General features: G+C 70.6%; 17 protein-coding genes and 1 riboswitch. Of the genes, 7 read left to right on the forward strand and 10 right to left on the reverse strand.

All coding sequences use genetic code 11. The features are described 5' to 3' along the window. Positions 1-103: 103 nt before the first annotated feature. From ACIQRL_RS37030 to ACIQRL_RS37045, 4 genes are all read right to left on the reverse strand, one after another. Complete coding sequence (locus ACIQRL_RS37030; protein ID WP_401339995.1) at positions 104-751, reverse strand: thymidine kinase; 648 nt, start codon at positions 749-751, stop codon at positions 104-106. 52 nt (positions 752-803) lie between these two features. Beyond that, the gene (locus ACIQRL_RS37035; RefSeq protein WP_401339997.1) at positions 804-1,991 is read right to left on the reverse strand and encodes an alkaline phosphatase family protein; all 1,188 of its coding nucleotides are present in this window, start codon (positions 1,989-1,991) and stop codon (positions 804-806) included. After that, entirely contained in the window at positions 1,991-2,578 is a 588-nt protein-coding gene (locus tag ACIQRL_RS37040) for a DUF5998 family protein (RefSeq protein ID WP_401339999.1), read from the reverse strand. Before ACIQRL_RS37040 ends, ACIQRL_RS37035 begins: the two co-directional genes overlap by 1 nt. Positions 2,579-2,732: 154 nt before the next feature. Then, complete coding sequence (locus tag ACIQRL_RS37045) at positions 2,733-5,561, reverse strand: GNAT family N-acetyltransferase (protein ID WP_401340001.1); 2,829 nt, start codon at positions 5,559-5,561, stop codon at positions 2,733-2,735. Between the two features lie 176 nt (positions 5,562-5,737). Between ACIQRL_RS37045 and ACIQRL_RS37050 the strand changes: the two genes are divergently transcribed. Continuing rightward, entirely contained in the window at positions 5,738-6,019 is a 282-nt protein-coding gene (locus ACIQRL_RS37050; protein WP_328552984.1) for an HPr family phosphocarrier protein, read from the forward strand. 225 nt (positions 6,020-6,244) lie between these two features. Here ACIQRL_RS37050 and ACIQRL_RS37055 read toward each other — a convergent pair whose 3' ends face one another. The 4 genes from ACIQRL_RS37055 to ACIQRL_RS37070 all read right to left on the reverse strand — a co-directional run bounded on the left by ACIQRL_RS37055 (position 6,245) and on the right by ACIQRL_RS37070 (position 11,028). Beyond that, the gene (locus tag ACIQRL_RS37055) at positions 6,245-6,937 is read right to left on the reverse strand and encodes a GntR family transcriptional regulator (RefSeq protein ID WP_401340003.1); all 693 of its coding nucleotides are present in this window, start codon (positions 6,935-6,937) and stop codon (positions 6,245-6,247) included. Positions 6,938-7,133: 196 nt separating this feature from the next. Next, positions 7,134-7,898 carry a M23 family metallopeptidase gene (locus ACIQRL_RS37060; RefSeq protein WP_401340005.1) on the reverse strand — a complete coding sequence of 255 codons (765 nt, stop codon included), beginning with the start codon at positions 7,896-7,898 and terminating at the stop codon, positions 7,134-7,136. A 12-nt stretch (positions 7,899-7,910) separates the two neighbouring features. After that, a riboswitch (cyclic di-AMP (ydaO/yuaA leader) is annotated at positions 7,911-8,071 on the reverse strand. A gap of 216 nt (positions 8,072-8,287) precedes the next feature. Then, positions 8,288-9,676, reverse strand: coding sequence for a M16 family metallopeptidase (locus tag ACIQRL_RS37065; protein ID WP_401340008.1), 1,389 nt, complete (start codon positions 9,674-9,676; stop codon positions 8,288-8,290). Beyond that, the gene (locus ACIQRL_RS37070; RefSeq protein WP_401340212.1) at positions 9,673-11,028 is read right to left on the reverse strand and encodes a M16 family metallopeptidase; all 1,356 of its coding nucleotides are present in this window, start codon (positions 11,026-11,028) and stop codon (positions 9,673-9,675) included. The genes ACIQRL_RS37065 and ACIQRL_RS37070 overlap by 4 nt, the downstream gene beginning before the upstream one ends. A gap of 365 nt (positions 11,029-11,393) precedes the next feature. Here ACIQRL_RS37070 and ACIQRL_RS37075 point away from each other — a divergent pair, with 365 nt between their 5' ends. Then, the gene (locus ACIQRL_RS37075) at positions 11,394-13,853 is read left to right on the forward strand and encodes a DNA topoisomerase (ATP-hydrolyzing) subunit A (protein WP_401340011.1); all 2,460 of its coding nucleotides are present in this window, start codon (positions 11,394-11,396) and stop codon (positions 13,851-13,853) included. A gap of 46 nt (positions 13,854-13,899) precedes the next feature. Here ACIQRL_RS37075 and ACIQRL_RS37080 read toward each other — a convergent pair whose 3' ends face one another. Further along, positions 13,900-14,979 (reverse strand): CobW family GTP-binding protein, encoded by a 1,080-nt coding sequence (locus ACIQRL_RS37080; protein ID WP_401340013.1) that lies wholly within the window; start codon positions 14,977-14,979, stop codon positions 13,900-13,902. A 344-nt stretch (positions 14,980-15,323) separates the two neighbouring features. On the opposite strand from ACIQRL_RS37080, the gene ACIQRL_RS37085 reads away from it, so the two are divergent. The 3 genes from ACIQRL_RS37085 (at position 15,324) to ACIQRL_RS37095 (ending at position 16,775) form a co-directional block, all read left to right on the forward strand. Then, positions 15,324-15,860 (forward strand): DUF6082 family protein, encoded by a 537-nt coding sequence (locus tag ACIQRL_RS37085; protein WP_401340015.1) that lies wholly within the window; start codon positions 15,324-15,326, stop codon positions 15,858-15,860. 273 nt (positions 15,861-16,133) lie between these two features. Beyond that, positions 16,134-16,373, forward strand: a complete 240-nt coding sequence (locus tag ACIQRL_RS37090; protein ID WP_401340018.1) for a hypothetical protein — start codon at positions 16,134-16,136, stop codon at positions 16,371-16,373. A 165-nt stretch (positions 16,374-16,538) separates the two neighbouring features. Further along, positions 16,539-16,775 carry a hypothetical protein gene (locus ACIQRL_RS37095; protein WP_401340214.1) on the forward strand — a complete coding sequence of 79 codons (237 nt, stop codon included), beginning with the start codon at positions 16,539-16,541 and terminating at the stop codon, positions 16,773-16,775. Between the two features lie 90 nt (positions 16,776-16,865). Here ACIQRL_RS37095 and ACIQRL_RS37100 read toward each other — a convergent pair whose 3' ends face one another. Continuing rightward, positions 16,866-18,032, reverse strand: coding sequence for a citrate synthase/methylcitrate synthase (locus ACIQRL_RS37100; RefSeq protein WP_401340019.1), 1,167 nt, complete (start codon positions 18,030-18,032; stop codon positions 16,866-16,868). A gap of 97 nt (positions 18,033-18,129) precedes the next feature. Here ACIQRL_RS37100 and ACIQRL_RS37105 point away from each other — a divergent pair, with 97 nt between their 5' ends. Both ACIQRL_RS37105 and ACIQRL_RS37110 read left to right on the forward strand, forming a co-directional pair. After that, entirely contained in the window at positions 18,130-19,389 is a 1,260-nt protein-coding gene (locus ACIQRL_RS37105; RefSeq protein WP_401340022.1) for a citrate synthase, read from the forward strand. Positions 19,390-19,547: 158 nt separating this feature from the next. Beyond that, positions 19,548-20,492 carry a sucrase ferredoxin gene (locus tag ACIQRL_RS37110; RefSeq protein ID WP_401340024.1) on the forward strand — a complete coding sequence of 315 codons (945 nt, stop codon included), beginning with the start codon at positions 19,548-19,550 and terminating at the stop codon, positions 20,490-20,492. Positions 20,493-20,613: the final 121 nt, after the last annotated feature.

Genomic DNA, 20,613 nt, shown 5'->3' on the forward strand with positions numbered 1-20,613 from the left:
AGCCCTCCGGCCTGACGATCCGATGCCGGGCCAGGCGCCGGGTATCGGAACGAGCGGCGAGCTGAGGCGCCGGACCTCGGGCAGCGGTCTCCGGGAGCAGGCCTCAGACCGAGGCGATCGGCAGGACGTCGGGTGACAGGGCACTCGCGTGGGCCGTGGCGGCCGTCATACGGCGGCGGTGGTGCCGGCGGCACAGTACCTCGTAGCCGATGTTCTCGGGCTGGTTGACGTCGCCGACGACGACCTGGGCGCCCTCGACGACCATCTCGCCGCCCACGGTGCGGGCGTTGTGCGTGGCGCGGGCGCCGCACCAGCACAGGGCCTCGACCTGGAGGACCTCGACGCGGTCGGCCAGTTCGACCAGACGCTGGGAGCCCGGGAAGAGCTTCGAGCGGAAGTCGGTGGTGATCCCGAAGGCGAACACGTCGACGCCCAGGTCGTCGACGACGCGGGCCAGTTGGTCGATCTGAGCGGGGCCCAGGAACTGCGCCTCGTCCGCGATCACGTAGTCCGCCCGGCCGCCCTGCGAGAGGTGGTCGACCAGATAGGCGTACAGGTCCTGGTCGTCCGCCACCTCGACCGCGTCGGTGACCAGGCCGAGGCGCGAGGAGAGCTTGCCCTCACCGGCGCGGTCGTCGCGCGTGAAGATCATGCCCTGCAGACCCCGCGCCGAGCGGTTGTGCTCGATCTGGAGAGCCAGCGTGGACTTCCCGCAGTCCATGGTTCCGGAGAAGAACACCAGCTCGGGCATGGGGAGTTGAGCACCTTTCGGCAACGAGGAAGGGGAGGTGAGGGGATGGGTGTCAGGAACGCACTTGGAGGAGGGGCACCAACTGCTCGGCCGGGGTCATCGAACCGTGGTTGCCGACCATCAGCGACTCCTTCGGCTCCCGCTCGGACGCGGTGATCAGGACATCGTCCCGGGCGGCCGCGATCACGTCACCCAGCCGGGCGTACACCCGCTCGTCGATCCGCGGGCCGAACCAGCCCGCCTCGATCGCCTCGTCGCGCGAGGCGACCCAGAACTGCTCGCCGAGGACCTCGCGCCAGCAGGTCAGCACGTCCACCTCGGCGCCCTGGACCGCGTACACATGGCGGGCACGGCCCTCGCCGCCCAGCAGGGCGACCCCGGCGCGCAGCTCCCAGTCCTCGTCGAAGTCGATGCGGTGCTGCTCGTCGAACGGGATGTCGATCATGCCGTGGTCGGCCGTGACGTACAGCGCCGAGCGCGGCGGCAGCTGCTCCGCGAGGCGTTGGACCAGACGGTCGACGTACATCAGCTGGCCGCGCCAGGGGTCCGAGTCGACGCCGAAGCGATGGCCCTTGCCGTCCACCTCCGCGTAGTACGTGTAGACCAACGAGCGGTCCCCGGCGGCCAGTTGCTCGGCGGCGAGGTCCATGCGCTCCTCGCCCGACAGCCGGCCGTGGAACGTCCCGCCGCTCAGCGCGATCTTCGTCAGCGGTGTGTTCTGGAAGGTGGGCGAGGAGACCTGGGCGGTGTGCACCCCCGCGGCCTCGGCGAGCTGGAAGACGGTGGGGTAGGGCTGCCAGGCGCGCGGCTCCGTCCACGGGTTCCAGCGGAGCTGGTTCATCAGCTCGCCGGTGGCGGGGTTGCGCGCGGTGTAGCCGGGCAGGCCGTGCGCGCCCGGGGGCAGGCCGGTGCCGACGGAGGCGAGGGAGGTCGCGGTGGTGGCCGGGTAGCCCGCGGTGATCGGACGCCCCGTGCCGCCGCGCGAGGAGGCGAGGAGGGACGTCATGAAGGGTGCTTCGTCCGGGTGGGCCTTGAGCTGCTCCCAGCCGAGGCCGTCGATCAGGAACACGCCGTTCCGGTCGGCTTCGGTCAGCTCGGGTATGGCGGCGGTCGCGCCGGGCACGGACATGCCGGCCGCGAGCGTGGGCAGCAGGTCGGCCAGCGAACCGGCGCCGTACTCGGGGACGGGGGCGGAGTCGAGGGCGAGGGGTTCCGGGTGGTCCCAGGTGGGCAGGGCCATCAGCGGGCGACGTCCGCGGTCGCCTCGGAGAGGGACTGCGCGAAGGCGAGGGCCTGGCGGACGGTCTCCGGACCGTCCCCCGCCTCACTGACGCGCAGGCTCAGGTCGTCGGCCGTCGAGCTGCCGGTGTAGCCGTGATCCGCCTCGCAGTTGGGGTCGCCGCAGGCGGCCGGCTCCAGGTCGATGCGGGAGACGGCGCCCCAGCCGATGGTCAGGACCACTTCGCGGGGCGGCGTGCCGGGCGTGTACGACTCCGGGTTCGCGACGACGCGACTGACCACGACCGAGGAGATCCGGCCGAGCTTGACCGATTCCGTCGAGGTGGTGGCGTACGGCGTCGGGGACGTGGTGTCCGCGTTCTGCTCGTCGGTGTGGCTCACGATGAAGCGGTTGCCGGTGAGGACGAGCACCGTGACGTGCCGCCGCACCTCGTTCGCGTCGAACGTCGTCTCCTGGTGGACCAGGTACGACCGGATGGTCTCGCCGCCGATCGCGGCCTCCACCGCCTCGGCCACGAGGGCCGGGTAGTAGCCGCTGCGCTCGATCGCCGCTCGCAGCCCCTGGGTCGTCGTACTGGTCTTGGCCATGCCGTCCATCCTACGGGGGCCCACTGACTGCGAGGCACCGCTCGCATGGGTCTGTCGTGGACGGATCAGAACGAATCGGCGACGGCGACCGGTGCGACGCGGGCATAGCAAGGGTCGGCAGGGGTCATGGCGCGAATGCGACGGCCCGGAGGACTCAGACGACGGGCAGCGTCCGGGGGCCGAAGTCGTCCCGGAGCGGGGCTCGGGCCAGCCGTACCGTGGCACCCAGCACGCTCAGGCCGGCCGGGGCGACCACCACCGGCTCCAGCGAGACCGCGACGACCTCGGGGTGGTCGTCGACCAGCCGGGACACGCGCAGCATGAGCTCTTCGAGCGCCCCCGTGTCGACCGGCGCGGACCCCCGCCAGCCGAACAGGAGCGGTGCCGTCCGGATCGACCGGACCAGGGAGGCCGCGTCCCGGTCGGTGACCGGAATCAGCCGGTGCGCCGTGTCCCCGAGCAGTTCGGAGGCGGCTCCGGAGAGCCCGAAGGAGAGCACCGCTCCGGCCGCCGGGTCGATCACCGCGCGGACGACCGTGTCGACACCACGCGGTGCCATCCCCTGCACGACCGGGCGCAGCACGGTCGGCGTCCCGAACAGCTCGGTCAGCTCCGCGTAGGCCCGGCGGAGCTGTTCCTCGTCCGGCACGTCGAGCCGTACGCCACCGAGGTCGGCGCGGTGCCGCAGGTGCGGCGCGGTGGTCTTGAGGGCCACGGGGTAGCCGATGGCCCGGGCGGCCGCGACGGCGTCGTCCGGAGTGGGTGCGGGCAGGGCGCGGTGCACGTCGATGCCGTACCGGCCGAGCAGTGCCGCCGTCTCCTCGCCTCCCAGCGTCAGCCCCTCCCCGCGCGCGAGGAGGCCGTCGATCAGCTGCGCCGCTCCCTTCTCGTCGATGTCCTCGTATGCGGGCACCTTGCCGGGCTCGCCGGCGTCCATGCGCCACTGGGCGTACTTGACGGCTTGGGCGAGGGCGCGGACGGCGCGTTCCGCGGCGGGGTAGGCGGGGATGAGCCGGGAGTCGGGAGCGGATTCGGGACGGGCCGCGGCGGGCGACCGGTCCGAGGGGTGGAAGCGGGCGCCGGGTGTCGCTCCCGGTGCCGCCGCGGGGGCCTGGGGCGCGGTGCTCGCGGCGGCGGACAGTGCCTCGGCGAGGCCGCCCAGTTCGACGTGCACCACGAGTACGGGCTTCGCCGGAGCCGCCGCCGCGGAGGACCGGAGTGCCTCGGCGAGCGCCGCGTCGGCGGCCGAGGTCTCCCCCAGCGCCGGTATGGCCGTCACGACGACGGCGTCGCAGCCGTCGTCGGCGAGGGCCCGCGACAGCGCCCGGTGGAAGTCCTCCGCCGAGGCCGCCGTGGTCAGGTCCCTCGGCGGCAGCGGCCTGAGCCCTTCGGAGAGACACGCGTCGTACGTGAGCAGCCCCAGCGACTCGGAGTTCCCGAGGATCGCCACGCGGGGTCCTCTGGGGAGCGGCTGACGGGCCAGCAGCAGGCCCGCGTCGACGAGTTCGGTGATCGTGTCCACCCGGATCACTCCGGCCTGGCGCAGCAGCGCGGACACGGTGGCGTGCGGCAGCCGGGTGGCCCGTACGGCATGCCCCTGGGGAGCGGCCCCGCCGTGCCGTGCGCCCTGGACCACGACCAGCGGCTTCGCCGCCGCCGTCCGCCGTGCGAGGCGGGTGAACTTGCGCGGGTTGCCGATGGATTCGAGGTACATCAGGGCGACGTCGGTGTCCGGGTCGTCGTACCAGTACTGCAGTACGTCGTTGCCGGAGACGTCCGCCCGGTTCCCGGAGGAGACGAACGTCGACACGCCGGTCACGCCCGTGACGCCGCCGCCGCGCCGGTGCAGCCGGGACAGCAGGGCGATCCCGATGGCGCCGGACTGCGCGAACAGGCCGATCCGTCCGGGGCGGGGCATCTGCGGCGCGAGTGAGGCGTTCAGACGCACTTCGGGGGAGGTGTTGATGACACCGAAGGCGTTGGGCCCGATGATGCGCATCCCGTACGTGCGCGCGTGCCGCACGAGTTCCCGCTGGCGTTCGCGTCCTTCGGGACCACTCTCGGCGTAACCGGCGGAGACCACCACGAGCCCCTGCACACCGTGTTCGCCGCATTCCGTGACGACGTCGGGGACGTGCTCGGCGGGCACGGCGACGACGGCGAGGTCGACCGGCTCGGCGATGTCGCGGATGGAGCGGTGGGCCGGGACTCCGTCGAGTTCCTTGTCCTGGAGTGCGGCGTTCACGGCGTACAGCCGTCCGGTGAATCCGGCGTCCCGCAGGTTGTCGAGGACGCTGCGGCCGACCCCGCCGGGCGTGCGCCCGGCGCCGATGACGGCCACCGAGCCGGGGGCGAGCAGCCGCTGCACGGACCGGGCCTCGGCGCGCTGCTCCCGGGCGCGCTGCACGGCCAGGGACCGGTCGGTGGGTTCGAGGTCGAACTCCAGGCGTACGACACCGTCCTCGAAGCTGCGCTTCTGGGTGTATCCGGCGTCCGTGAACACCTTGATCATCTTGTTGTTGGCGGGCAGCACCTCGGCGGCGAAGCGGCGGATGTCCCGCTCGCGGGCCACGGCCGCGATGTGTTCCAGCAGCGCCGAGGCGACGCCACGGCCCTGGTGGGCGTCCTGCACGAGGAAGGCGACCTCGGCCTCGTCCGCGGGCGCGGAGGCGGGCATCCCGTCGGCGTCGATGCGGTCGTAGCGCACGGTGGCGATGAACTCGCCGCCCACCGTGACCGCGAGGCCCACCCGGTCCACGAAGTCGTGGTGGGTGAACCGGTGGACGTCCTTGGCGGACAGCCGCGGATAGGGCGCGAAGAAGCGGTAGTACTTCGACTCGTCGGACACCTGCTCGTAGAAGCTGACCAGGCGCTCGGCGTCGTCGACGGTGATGGGCCTGATGCGTGCGGTGCCGCCGTCGCGCAGCACCACGTCGGCCTCCCAGTGGGCTGGGTACTCGTGCCGGTCCGACGAGGTCTGCATGGGGCCCAGAGTACGGCTCGCGTACGACAACGGCGCGAGGCAGTCTGAGGGTGACGGACGCTGCCGCGGGGCCGCGGACCGGCACCGCGGCGGGCGGAACCGGGGACCGTCCGGGCATGCCTCACGATATGGAACACTGGTCTAGACAACCTGGAACACCCGAAGGGCAGCATCACATGGCTGAGCGCCGCGTCAACGTCGGCTGGACCGAGGGCCTCCACGCCCGCCCCGCCTCCATCTTCGTCCGGGCCACCACGGCCTCCGGCATCCCCGTGACGATCGCCAAGTCCGACGGCAACCCCGTCAACGCGGCCTCCATGCTCGCGGTCCTCGGCCTGGGCGCCCAGGGCGGCGAGGAGATCGTCCTCGCGTCGGACTCCGAGGGCGCGGACGCGGCTCTCGACCGTCTGGCGAAGCTGGTCGCCGAGGGGCTCGACGAGCTCCCCGAGACCGTCTGAGCCCACCAGACGCTCAGGACACACGCGGCCGAGCCGCGCCTCCCCTTCCCCGGGCGGCGAGGCTCGGCCGTTTTCCGCGCTCAGCTCAGGAATTCTCCCGGTGACACGTGCGGCCCTCGCGCCGCGGTCACGGAAATAGCGCGCTCCGAAATTCCGGGCACGCGAATAAAAGGGCACCAGAAATGAGCCCCTGCCGAATATCCCTCTTTGTATACGGCGCCTGTGTTAATGACGCGGGCCCGTCATGTTTACGGGATGTTGCGAACTTCTCACACGGTCCGGCCGGTCGCCGCCGGGAAAACGGAGCCGGTGCACGGCCGTCGCGCGCTCGGTGTGCAGCGCCGTGATCGCGCGGGCCCGCTCGCTGTCGCCGCGGGCGACCGCGTCGACGATGCCGCCGTGTTCCGCCCAGGACTCCGCGGGGTTGGCCGGCGCCTCCACCGAGTACATCCAGGCGATCTTGTGTCGCAGCTGGGCGAGCGTGGAGGTCAGCGCGGGACTGCCGGACGCCTGTGCGAGCGTCTCGTGGAACCAGCCGCCCAGCGAGCGCAGATCCTCGCTGTGGCCCCTCCTGGAACGCTCCTGGCCCAGCCTGACCAGGCCTCGCAGCACCTTGAGATGGGCCTCCGTACGCCGTTGGGCGGCCCGCGCGGCGCCCAGCGGTTCCAGCAGCATGCGCATCTCCAGGAGGTCCGCGGCCTCCTGCTCGGTGGGTTCCGCGACGCACGCGCCCGCGTGCCGGCGGGTGACCACGAAGCCCTCGGCCTCCAGGGTGCGCAGGGCCTCGCGCACGGGGACGCGCGAGACGCCGTAGCGCCGCGCGAGCAGTTCCTCGGTGAGCCGGCCGCCGCGCTCGTAGACACCCGCGACGATGTCGTCACGGATCGCCGTGCATACCGAGTGCGCCGGAATACGCATGACCGACCTCCGCTTTAATCCCCGCGAAACGCCATCGATTGACGCTTGTTCAGTGACTCTATTGCAGGAAGCCTGAATTTCCGATGGCGGGCCTGAATCCATGGATATTTTTTGGACAGACGGCCTCCGGAAACGATGATGCCCCGGCTCGGTGAGCCGGGGCATCGAAAGCGGTGAAGAAGCCGCGAAGCGGTCGTCAGACGTTGACTCCGTGCGAGCGCAGGTACGCGACCGGGTCGATGTCCGAGCCGTACTCCGCTGTCGTACGGGCCTCGAAGTGGAGGTGGGGTCCGGTGGTGTTGCCGGTGTCACCGGAGAGGCCGATCTGCTGCCCAGGAGTGACCGTCTGCCCCACCGACACCCCGATGGACGACAGGTGGCCGTACATGGTGTACGTGCCGTCAAGCATCTTGATCACTACTTGATTGCCGTAGGCACCGCCCCAGCCGGTCGTGACGACGGTGCCGGAGCCGACGGAGTGGACCGAGGTGCCGTACGCGGCATGGAAGTCGACGCCGGTGTGGCTTCCCGAGGACCAGAGGCTGCTGCTGGCCTGGTAGCCGGTGGAGACGTACGAACCGGTGATCGGGATGACGAACATGTTCAGGCGCTTGCGCTCGGCCTCACGGGCGGCGCGCTCCTTGGCCTCGCGGGACTTCGCGGCCTGCTCGGCGGCGTGCTTGCGCGCGGTCTGCTCGGCCTGCTTCCGCGCGGCAGCCTCCTCGGCGGCGCGCTGCTGCGCGAAGGCCTGGGCGTCGATCTGGTCGGCGACCGAGTCGCCGAGCGTGACGGCCTGGGTCAGCCCGGTCTGCTCGACGGAGGCTTCCGCGGCGAACGCGGGCGCGGCCAGGGTTCCGATCACACCGGTGGTGGTGAGCGCCGCCACCCCGACGGCGGTCGTGGTGGTGCTGTGCACCCGGCTCGGACGACGATGCTTGCCGGTGCCACAGGAGAACGCCATGTAGGGGCTGATCCTTTCCTTCCCTCTCGCCTACCGGGTTAGCTGACGGGTTCGGAGCAGGAAGGTCTCCTACGGACCCCCTCCGGGGAGGGCGTCCGATTCACCCCAGGGACTACGTGTGGGTCCCCGGCTCCCCTGACTCGCGCCATAGGGGGACTCGGCGATGACTGTCCGGTTGCCGCGGGCGCGGCGCACTGCGTGACGAACAGTCGGACCGACGCTAAACGGGGCATCATTCGAACAACAAACGGATCACGATTTTTGTAACGCATCCCACAGGGCAGAAGGGCAACGCCCGTACGAACACGGACATCTTGGGAGCGGTGTCCGGGAAAAAAGAAGGCCCTGACGACTCTTCAGTCACCAGGGCCTCCTCGGTCGCAGGGGCTCTACTCGGCGGCCACCACGCTGACTTCACCGATTCCGAGGGCCCTGACGGGCTCCTCGATCTGCGCCGCGTCGCCCACCAGAACGGTCACCAGACGGTCCATCGGGAACGCGCTCACGGCGGCCGCGGTGGCCTCCACGGTGCCGGTGGCGGCCAGTTGCTGATAGAGCGTCGCCTGATAGTCGTCCGGCAGGTACTGCTCGACCTGGTCCGCGAGCGTGCTCGCGACGGCCGCCGCCGTCTCGAACTTGAGGGGCGCGACACCCACCAGGTTCTGCACGGCCACATCGCGCTCCGTGTCGGTCAGCCCCTCGGCCGCCAGGGTGCGCAGCACCTTCCACAGGTCGTCGAGCGCAGGACCCGTGTTCGGGGTGTCCACCGAGCCGCTGATGGCGAGCATCGCGATGCCCGTGCCGTCCGGCGCGGAGCGCAGGACCTGGCCGAACGCCCGTACGCCGTAGGTGTAGCCCTTCTCCTCGCGCAGGACGCGGTCCAGGCGCGAGGTGAGGGTGCCGCCGAGGCAGTAGGTGCCGAGCACCTGGGCGGGCCACACGCGGTCGTGCCGGTCGGCGCCGACCCGGCCGATGAGCAGCTGGGTCTGGACGGCCCCGGGGCGGTCGACGATGATCACGCGGCCGGTGTCGTCGGCGCTCACCGGCGGCACGGGACGCGGCTCGGCGGACGAACCGGTCCAGGAGCCGAGCGTGTCGCCGAGCAGCTCGTCGAGGTCGACACCGGTCAGGTCGCCGACGACGACCGCGGTGGCCGTGGCGGGACGTACGTGCCTCTCGTAGAAGGCGCGTACGGCCGCCGAGTCGATGCTCTGGACGGTCTCCTCGGTGCCCTGGCGCGGGCGCGACATGCGCACGCTCGCCGGGAACAGTTCCTTGGAGAGCTCCTTGGCGGCACGACGGGCCGGGTTGGCCGTCTCGTGCGGGATCTCGTCGAGCCGGTTGCGCACCAGCCGCTCGACCTCGCTGTCCGCGAACGCGGGGGCCCGCAGGGCGTCGGAGAGCAGGCCCAGGGCCTTGGCCAGGCGCGAGACGGGCACTTCGAGGGACAGCCGTACGCCGGGGTGGTCGGCGTGCGCGTCGAGCGTGGCTCCGCAGCGCTCCAGTTCGGCGGCGAAGTCCTCGGCCGAGTGCTTGTCGGTGCCCTCGGAGAAGGCGCGCGCCATGATCGTGGCGATGCCGTCCAGACCCGCGGGCTCGGCCTCCAGCGGCGCGGCGAGGATGACCTCGACGGCGACGACCTGCTGGCCGGGGCGATGGCAGCGCAGCACGGTCAGGCCGTTGTCCAGGGTGCCGCGCTCGGGGGCGGGGAACGCCCACGGCTTGGGCCGGCCGCCCTGCGGCTGCGGGTGGAAGTCCATGGTGGCGAGATCGGTCACTTCGCCGCCTCCTCGTCGGTCTCGTCGGCGGAGTCAGCCGCGTCGGCGGCTTCGGCGGTGGTCGGCTCGTAGACGAGCACCGCGCGGTTGTCGGGGCGCAGGCGGGCCTTGGCGGCCTCCTGGACCTCCTCCGCCGTGACGTCGAGGACGCGCTGCACGGCGGTCAGGGCGAGCTGCGGGTCACCGAACAGGACGGCGTACCGGCACAGTTCGTCGGCGCGGCCCGCGACGGTACCGAGCCGGTCGAGCCATTCGCGCTCCAACTGGGCCTGCGCGCGCTCCATCTCCCCGGCCGTGGGGCCCTCCTCGGCGAACCGGGCGAGTTCCTCGTCGACGGCGGCCTCGATGACCGGGACCTCGACGTCGCCGGACGTCTTCACGTCCAGCCAGCCCAGGGAGGGCGCTCCGGCGAGCCGCAGTAGGCCGAAGCCGGCCGCCACGGCGGTGCGGTCACGGCGTACGAGCCGGTTGTAGAGCCGGGAGGACTCGCCGCCGCCGAGGACGGTGAGCGCCAGGTCGGCCGCGTCGCACGCGCGCGTACCGTCCTCCGGGAGCCGGTAGGCGGCCATCAGGGCACGCGCCGGGACGTCCTCCTCGACGACCTCGCGCAGCTGCTCTCCGATGACGTCCGGCAGCGAGCCGTCCCGCGGGGCGGGCTTGCCGTCGTGCCCGGGGATGGAGCCGAAGTACTTCTCCACCCAGACGAGCGTCTGCTCCGGGTCGATGTCCCCGACGACCGACAGGACCGCGTTGTTGGGCGCGTAGTTGGTGCGGAAGAACGCGCGGGCGTCCTCCAGGGTGGCCGCGTCCAGGTCCGCCATCGACCCGATCGGGGTGTGGTGGTAGGGGTGGCCCTCGGGGTACGAGAGCGCGGTGAGCTTCTCGAACGCCGTGCCGTACGGGACGTTGTCGTAACGCTGCCGGCGCTCGTTCTTGACGACGTCGCGCTGGTTCTCCATGGACTCGTCGTCCAGTGCCGCGAGCAGCGAGCCCATACGGTCGGCCTCCAGCCAGAGGGCGAGCTCCAGCTGGTGGGTGGGCATGGTCTCGAAGTAGTTGGTGCGCTCGAAGCTCGTCGTGCCGTTGAGCGAGCCGCCGGCGCCCTGGACGAGTTCGAAGTGACCGTTGCCGTGGACCTGCTTGGAGCCCTGGAACATCAGGTGCTCGAAGAGGTGGGCGAGTCCGGTCCGGCCCTTGACCTCGTGGCGCGAGCCGACGTCGTACCAGAGGCACACCGCGGCGACCGGGGTCAGATGGTCCTCGGAGAGCACCACGCGCAGGCCGTTGGCCAGGCGGTGCTCGGTCGCTGTCAGGCCGCCGGAGCCTGCCTCAGCTGTGGCCGTGTGACCCATGGGCATGTACGTCCCTTCGATCGCGGAACTACGTCATTCCTGTCGGTCCTGCCACTGTATGCAAGCGCGCGGACGGCTGGCGAAGTTCCCGCACCTCGTACGCCGAGAGCGAGACTTACGCGTGTCCCTGACACACGCCGGAGAACGCCCCTGGAACCACCGCGGACGCGTTCGGGGGCGCAGGGTACGGGGCTCGACGGCCGCTCGGGGACGGTCTCGGGAGGGGGCTCGACGGTGCCCGCGGAGCGCGCCAGGGGGCCGCTACGGACGGGTCGCGGTCGGCGTTGTCAGTGGGGCGGTCCACAATGGTGCGCGTCAGAACCCGTTCATGCCCCGGCAGAGACTGTGAAGGAGCCGCAGCAGCGATGGCCCGCCGCAGCACGAAGACCCCGCCGCCCGACGACTCGTACGAGGAGAAGATCCTCGACATCGACGTCGTGGACGAGATGCAGGGCTCCTTCCTCGAATACGCGTACTCGGTCATCTACTCGCGAGCCCTGCCGGACGCCCGCGACGGCCTCAAGCCGGTGCACCGTCGCATCGTGTACCAGATGAACGAGATGGGCCTGCGCCCCGACCGCGGCTATGTGAAGTGCGCCCGCGTCGTCGGCGAGGTCATGGGCAAGCTGCACCCGCACGGCGACGCGTCGATCTACGACGCCCTGGTGCGTCTGGCGCAGCCCTTCTCCATGCGTCTTCCCCTGGTCGACGGCCATGGCAACTTCGGTTCGCTCGGCAACGACGACCCGCCGGCCGCGATGCGTTACACCGAGGCCCGGATGGCCGACGCGACGTCGCTCATGACCGAGTCGATCGACGAGGACACGGTCGACTTCTCGCCCAACTACGACGGCCAGGAGCGGGAACCGGTGGCGCTGCCGGCCGCCTTCCCGAACCTCCTGGTCAACGGCTCGTCCGGGATCGCCGTCGGCATGGCCACCAACATGCCGCCGCACAACCTCGGCGAGGTCATCGCCGCCGCCCGCCACCTCATCCGGTACCCGGCCGCCGACCTCGAGACGCTGATGAAGCACGTCCCGGGCCCCGACCTGCCCACCGGCGGCCGGATCGTCGGCCTCTCCGGGATCAGGGACGCGTACGAGACGGGCCGTGGCACCTTCAAGATCCGTGCCACGGTGGCGGTCGAGGACGTAACGGCCCGCCGCAAGGGCCTCGTCGTCACCGAACTGCCCTTCACCGTCGGCCCGGAGAAGGTGATCGCCAAGATCAAGGACCTGGTCGGCGCGAAGAAGCTCCAGGGCATCGCCGACGTCAAGGACCTCACCGACCGTGCGCACGGACTGCGCCTGGTCATCGAGATCAAGAACGGCTTCGTGCCGGAGGCGGTCCTCGAACAGCTCTACAAGCTGACGCCGATGGAGGAGTCCTTCGGTATCAACAACGTGGCGCTGGTGGACGGTCAGCCGCTCACCCTGGGCCTCAAGGAGCTGCTGGAGGTCTACCTCGACCACCGCTTCGAGGTCGTGCGCCGCCGCAGCGAGTTCCGCCGCACCAAGAAGCGCGACCGGCTCCACCTGGTCGAGGGTCTGCTCGTCGCCCTCCTGGACATCGACGAGGTCATCCGCCTCATCCGCTCCAGCGACAACTCGGCGCAGGCCAAGGAACGCCTGATCGAGCACTTCTCCCTCTCCGAGATCCAGACGCAGTACATCCTGGACACGCCGCTGCGCCGCCTCACCCGGTTCGACCGCATCGAGCTGGAGTCCGAGCGCGACCGGCTCAACGGCGAGATCGACGAGCTGACCGGCATCCTGGATTCGGACACGGAGCTGCGCAAGCTGGTCTCCGGTGAACTGGCCGCGGTGGCCAAGAAGTTCGGTACCGACCGGCGCACGGTGCTCCTGGAGTCCGCGAGCAGCCCCGCCGCGACGGTCTCGCTCCAGGTCGCCGACGACCCGTGCCGGGTCCTGCTGTCCTCCACGGGACTGCTGGCGCGTACGGCGACCGGTGAGCCCTTCGGGGAGGACCCGGACGGCAAGCGCACCAAGCACGACGTGATCGTCTCCGCGGTGCCCGCGACGGCGCGCGGCGAGATCGGTGCCGTCACGTCCCTGGGCCGCCTGCTGCGGCTGAACGTGATCGACCTCCCGCGGCTGCCCGAGACGGCGTCGGCGCCGAATCTCTCCGGGGGCGCTCCGGTCTCGGAGTTCCTGTCCGCCCTGGAGCCGGACGAGACGGTGATCTGCCTGACGACGCTCGACGAGACGTCGCCGGGACTGGCGATCGGCACGGAGCAGGGTGTCGTCAAGCGTGTGGTGCCCGACTATCCCTCGAACAAGGAGGAGTTGGAGGTCATCACCCTCAAGGACGGCGACCGGATCGTCGGCGCCGTCGAGCTGCGCACCGGCGAGGAGGACCTGGTCTTCATCACGGACGACGCCCAGTTGCTGCGCTACCAGGCCTCGCAGGTCCGCCCGCAGGGCCGTGGCGCGGGTGGCATGGCAGGCATCAAGCTGACCGACGGCGCGAAGGTGATCTCGTTCACCGCGGTCGATCCGGCTGTCGACGCGGTGGTGTTCACGGTCGCGGGTTCGCGCGGGACACTGGACGACTCCGTCCAGACCACGGCCAAGCTGACTCCCTTCGACCAGTACCCGCGCAAGGGCCGCGCCACGGGCGGTGTGCGCTGCCAGCGGTTCCTGAAGGGCGAGGACTGCCTGTCGCTGGCCTGGGCCGGGCCGACGCCGGGACGCGCGGCGCAGAAGACCGGTATGCCCGTCGACCTGCCGGAGATCGACCCGCGCCGCGACGGCTCGGGCATCTCGCTGGGCAAGCCGGTGTCGGTGGTGGCGGGCCCGGTGTAGTGCGCGGTCGGCCTTCCGGACCGGCCGGCCCCGGCGCGGTCCGGGGTCAGCCCTCCGGGTTCGGCTCCTGTACGTAGCGGAGGACGCCCCACATGCTGTGCTCGTCGGCGTGCGGGGCGTCCTCTTCGCACGCCTCCAGCTCTTTGGTCAGCGCCACCGTGTCGATGCCGGAGCCGATGAGGACGAGCTGGGTCAGCCGCTCGTCCGCGCCTGCCCAGGGCTCCGGATAGAAGCGCAGGAACCGCCCGACGGCATGTACGGCGTACCGGTTGCGGAGGTCCTGGACGCCGAAGTCGACGTACCCCTTGATCCGGTAGAGCCCTTCGGGCCTGCTGTCGAGGAACGCCATCAACCGCCTCGGCGCCAGCGGCACTTCGGAGCTGAAGGACAGGGATGCGTAGGCGGAGTGCAGATGGCCGAGATGGCCATGCTCCTCTTGACCGCCCTCCCCCCGGTCGTCTTCCTCGCCTTCCCCGTGATCGTGGAGATCGTCGAAGGACAGTTGTCCGATGCGCTCCTCGCTGGGCCGGCAGTCGAAGAGGAACTCCGGATCGACACGGCCGTAGGTCGCGGGGACGACCGGGGCCCGGTCGGCGAGCTCCCGGACGACACCCAGCACGCGTTCGGAGTCGTCGGTCCGGTCGATCTTGTTGACGACGACGAGATCGGCGAGGGCGAGGTGCCGGTCGATCTCGGGATGCTTCTCGCGCGTGCCGGCGAACTCGGCGGCGTCGACGACCTCGACGAGCCCTCCGTACACGATCCCCGGGTGTTCACTGGCGAGCACCATGCGCACGAGTTCCTGGGGCTCGGCGAGCCCGCTCGCCTCGATGACGATGACATCGATCCGGGCAGACGGCTGAGCGAGCCGATCAAGATATTGATCAAGTTCACCGACATCGACCGCACAGCACAGGCACCCGTTGCCCAGCGAGACGGTGGAGTCGCCGAGCGCTCCGGCCACCGCCATCGCGTCGATCTCGATCGCCCCGAAGTCATTGACGACGGCTCCGATACGGCTGCCACCGCTGCGGTGCAGGAGATGGTTGAGCAGCGTGGTCTTCCCTGAACCCAGGAAGCCGGCGAGAACGATGACCGGGATCTGCCGGGGACTCGACTGACTCACCACGCGCCCTCTCTGAACCTGTGCGCGCACCGGCTCACGGGACCGGCGCTCACGCGGGGAATGAATACCGACCCAGCATACGAGTGGGTGGAAACGCCCCGAAGTGAACGATTGTTAGCGGCGCTCGCGGGGCACACGTTGGACATGGCGCCGGTGGACGCGACCCGCACATCCCTCCGTGCGCCTCCTCTCCGCCTCCCTGCCGATCAGAGCCGCTCGGCAACACTGGGGGGCGGCAAGCGCGCCGCCCACCGCTCGCCGGTCCGCTCCCTGTCGCCCCACAACCGACGACCGGCGGACGGTCGCCTGATTCGGGGGTTGACATGGCCACACGGAAAACCACAGTGCGTGGGTTGCGCTCCGCTGCCGCGGCAGCGGTCGGTCTGCTGGCAGGGGCCGCCGTCACCCTCGTCAGGCAGCGAACCGCGCTCGACGCGCTGCACGCGCGGATCGAGCTGCTCGAACAAGCCGCCCAGACCCAGCGCCAGGCCAACCTCGCCCACCAACAGCGGCTCCACTGGGAACTGTTGAGCAAGGCGATGGACGATCCCGAACTGGCCGAGGTGCTGGACGCGTACGAGGGGACCGTCTCCCCGAAGAAGCAGCGCCAGTTCCTCTTCGCCAACGCCTTGTACACCAACGCGCTCTGCTACTACCGCATGGGCAACATCACCCGCGAGGAATTCTTCGGCTTTGCCCGCGGGTGGCTCCAGCACCCGATCTTCCGCGAGTACTGGTACGCAACGCGCCCTCATCGAGTAAGTCTGATCAGCACGTCAGAAGAGGCCCAAATCGGACTCATGGTCGAAGATCTCCTCGCACAACTGGAGGAAACAGACACGGACGAGTGGTGGGTCGTGGGTGAACCGCCGAGCGAGTAGCGCCCTTCGCCCGCCACGCTCCGGCGCGAGTACGTTCATCCGCGCCACCCCGGCGGGGGAATCACACCTTCGGGCGATAACGAACCAGTAAACCGCCGCGTTTCCTCAGATGCCAACAGGGTTGACTACTGCGCTATTACGTTTGGGTCGATCCCCACCGCACCGTCGCTCCACTCTGCCGGTTTCGAGGTCGCGGCCCCACAGGGCCGCATCGCGCCGCGCAGCATCGGCGCGCAGCCAATCCCACCTCGAGATCAAAGGGAATCAAGAACAGTGAGCCACATCATCCGTCGGATTGGCACGCCTCCGAGCTTGCGAGGAAGTACGTCCGGTGCCAATTGCCCAGATATTTTCGAACTGTCCGACGGCAGGTTCGCTGTGATCGGTACAGATGTCACCGAGACGCTCGACGCCGAACTCCCCGGCGACGCGTCCCGGGCGGACTACGAGAGAATCGTCGTGGTCTCCCGCGAAACCCTTATTCACGCGAAGGCGGATATTCCCGACGCATAGGTGACCGAACGCCGTGTCCTCGCACGAGTATCGGCACACCATCACATCGCCACGCGTTCGCTTTGCCCCCGGTAGCCCGTGTCGCAACCCGCCCTGTCCGGTGGGCGGTCACGGGACGTCCCGCACCGTGGCCTCAGGGTCACCGCACGAAAGGCCGAGACAATGATGACTGTCATCCGTCGGATCGGTACCTCTCCCCGTGCACGAGGCAGTGCATCCGGCCAGTCCTGCCCCGATATCTTCGAGCTCAGTGACGGCAGCTTCGCCGTCATCGGGCGCGAGGCCACTGGGGAGCTCGAGCGAATGCTCCCGCCCGACGCCTCTCGAGGGGACGACGAGCGGATCGTGGTCATCACGCGCGAGACTCTCGTCCAAGCCAGGGACGACATTCCGCGCGTATAGCGGGAGCGGTTCCGGAGCACTGCCACCCCGGGCCCGGCACCGACCTGGTGCCGGGCCCGTTTCGATCCCGTCACCCGAGAGCGGGCACCGTCACCCGAGAGCGGGCACCGTCACCGGCGGAACCGGTCCCACGTACCGAGCCGCCGGGCGAATGATCTTCGAGTCCTCGGCCTGCTCCACGATGTTGGCGCTCCAGCCGACGGCGCGGGCGGCGGCGAAGGTGGGGGTGAACATCCCACGGGGCAGCCCGCAGAGTTCCATGACCACGCCGGCGTAGAACTCCACGTTGGTGTGCAGTTCGCGGCCCGGCTTGAGTTCGGCCAGGATCGCCTCCACCCGCTGTTCCACTTCGACGGCGAACTCGACAAGAGGGCCGCCGAAGCCCTGCGCTATACCGCGCAGCATGCGCGATCGCGGGTCCTCCGTGCGGTAGACGGGATGCCCGAAGCCCATGATGCGATCGCCGGCGAGGACCCGTTCGCGGATCCAGGGATCGATGCGGTCGGGGGTCCCGATCGCGTCGAGCGTGTCCAGGGCCCGGCTGGGAGCACCGCCGTGGAGAGGGCCGGAGAGGGCCCCGACCGCGCCTACGAGGCAGGCCGCCACATCCGCGCCGGTGGACGCGATCACCCGCGCCGTGAACGTTGATGCATTGAATCCATGGTCAATAGTTGAGATGAGGTATTGCTCAACCGCACGAGCACGCAGCGCATCCGGCTCGGAACCCGTCAACATGTACAGGTAGTTGGCGGCATACCCCAGGTCCTCGCGCGGCTCCACCGGCTCCAGCCCCTGCCCGAGGCGGTACAGCGCGGTGAGCAGCGTCGGCACGGTCGCCGTCGCCGCGAGGCCGTCGTCGCGGCGCCGCCCGGCGTCGATGTCGTACACCGGACGGAACCCCAGCGAGGCCCCGAGCAGCGACAACCCGGTGCGCAGCCCGGCGAGTGGTCCCGACGGTCCGGTCGCCGCCGCGATCGCGGGCAGCGCGGCACGCACGTCGTCCGGCAGTCGACGCAGCCGCGCGGTGCGCGCGGTGAAGGCGGCACGGCGAGCCCCGTCGGGCAGTTCACCGTGGGCCATCAGATGCCAGACGTCCTCGAAGCCGCGGGTCTGCGCGAGGTCGACGGCCGAGTACTGGCGGTAGTGGTAGAAGCCCTCCAGCCCTCTGACGTCACCCAGTTCGGTATCGGTGACGACGACGCCCGCGAGTCCTCGCGGTACGTCGACAGAGGTGGACGCGGCCCGATTGATCGGCATGTTTCCTCCCTGGACTTGATTCGACTGTCCATGCTTGACTATATGACTGTCAATATTGATCCAATCAATGTACTGATCCACAGATACGGTGGCGCTCATGAGGGATCGAGAAGCGGCAACGTCGGCACGCGAGGGCCGACGGCTCAGCACCAAGGAGACCGCCGAACTGCTCGGCGTGAAGCCCGAGACCGTGTACGCGTATGTGAGCCGCGGTCAGCTCAGCAGCAGGCGCGAGGCGGGAGGGCGCGGGAGCACGTTCGACACCAAGGAAGTGGAGGCGCTCGCGCGGCGCAACAGACGGGAGGGCGGCGGCACTTCGAGCGGTAGCGGCGAACTCTCCGTCCGTACCCGCATCACCCTGATCGACAAGGACCGGTACTACTTCCGAGGCGTCGACGCGACGGAACTGGCCGCGCGCTACTCCTACGAAGAGATCGCCGAATGGCTGTGGACCGGCGAGCTGCGCCCGGGTGTGACGTTCACGGCCCCGGAGGCGTCCGTGGCCGTCGCCCGGCGCAGCGTGGACGCGCTGCCCGAGCACAGCGGCCCGACCGACCGGCTGCGCGTCGCGGCGATCGCCGCCGCGGCGGCCGACCCCCTGCGCTTCGACCTCTCCGAGAGCACCGTGCTCGGCACCGGGCGCACCCTGATCCCCACCCTCGTCGCCGCGCTTCCCCCCGTACGGCACGACCACCACGACGAGGGCCCGCTGGCTCAGCGGCTGTGGGCGCGGCTCAGCGGACGCACGCCGGACGACGCGTCACTACGGGTGCTGGACACGGCACTCGGGCTGCTCGTCGACCACGACCTGGCCGCCTCGACGCTGGCGGTGCGGGTCGCGGCGTCGGCCCGCGCCCACGCGTACGCGGCCGTCTCGGCGGGCCTCGGCGTCCTCGAAGGTCCTCTGCACGGGGCGGCCAGCGGTCTCGCCCACCGACTGCTGCTCGACGTCCTGGACCAGGGCACCGCCGCTCCCGTGGTCGCCGACGAACTGCGCGCCGGGCGCCGTGTCCCCGGACTCGGCCATCGGCTCTACCCCGGCGAGGACCCCCGCGCGCGTGCGCTGTTCGCCCTCCTGGAGGACGTACCCGGGGCGGCGCCCGCCCTGGAGGCGGCCCGGGACGTGGTGACCACCACGGCCCGCCACACGCCCCTGCACGCCAATGTCGACCTCGCTCTGGCCGTCCTCACCGTCTCGTCCGGCATGCCGGCATCGGCGGGAGAGACGGTCTTCGCCGTCGCCCGGACAGCGGGCTGGATCGCCCACACCCTGGAGGAGTACGCGGAGCGTCCCCTGCGGATGCGACCGAGCGGACACTACGTGGGCGAGCGGCCGCCGCAGCCGCTCCCCCGCTAGACGGCGCGCCGTCCGGGGAGGGCTCCCCTGCGCGCCCTCCCGGACCGCTCTACCCCCGCGCGCTTCCGCACACCCGGCCTCGCGCCCGGACCACCCCTGACGCGCCCATGCGGGTGGCAGGAAGTCGCCCCGAGCGAAGTCAGGTTAGGCTCACCTCTGTGAGTACGTGCACGACCGCGTCGCGGCACCTCGACGAGCCCCTCTCCGGGACCGCGGCCACCGCGAGGACATGGCTGCTCATCGAGCAGCCCGGACCCTGGGGTGCCAAGGCGCTCACTTCGAGCCACCTGGATCCCGCGCTCGGCCGCGCCCTCGAAGCGGCCGCACAGGGCACGGGGGTGCGGATCGCGCTCATCCGCCACCCCGGGCGCCATGCCGACTGCGGCGCGCCCGCCGAACGGCATGTGTACGCGGCCCACACCACCCCGGGAAACGTGTGGCTGCACGCCGCCATGACGCGTGATCCGGGGCAGTTGCTCGACCTCGATCTCGCCGCGCTCGGCACGGGTGATCCGCGCTCCTTCGACGAGGTTCTCCAAGGGCGGCCCCACACGGACGATCCACTGGCCCTCGTCTGCACCAACGGCAAGCGCGACCGCTGCTGCGCCCTGCTCGGACGCCCCCTGGCGGCGGAACTGGCCGCCTCCGGCGTCAACGGCACCTGGGAGGTCACCCATCTGGGCGGTCACCGCTTCTCGCCCACGGTACTGGTCCTGCCGTACGGGTACGCGTACGGCCGTGCCGAGGCCCACGCCGTCAAGGAGATCCTCCAGGGCGTCAGGGAGGGCCGTGTCGTCACCGAGGGCTGTCGCGGGAACTCCGCCTGGGAACGCCCCGGCCAGGCGGCAGAGCTGGCCGTGCGCACGGCTTCGGGCGAGCAGGCCGCAGATGTCCTGACGGTGATCCGTACGGACGGCGCCGCGCCGCGCTGGGAGGTGACCGTCGCGCACACCGACGGCCGCCTGTGGCGAGTCTTCGTCGCGCAAGGAGCCTCGCTACCGCCCCGCCCGCAGAGCTGCGGCTCGGCACTTGGTGCACCCGCGCGGATGGACGTGGTGGCCGTACGGCAACTGGAGGAGCCGCCTGTCGCCGTGGCCTGCTGACGGCCCGGGTCCCATACGCACCCGAGCCACACCGTCGTCGGGTTCCTCTGGACCGTTCCCCTCTGCCCGCCCCGAGGTCCAGCGACTGGGCCTCAGCCATTGATCAAGAGATCCACGCCAC

It is taken from the genome of Streptomyces sp. NPDC091209 (assembly GCF_044757755.1).
Taxonomy (GTDB): domain Bacteria; phylum Actinomycetota; class Actinomycetes; order Streptomycetales; family Streptomycetaceae; genus Streptomyces.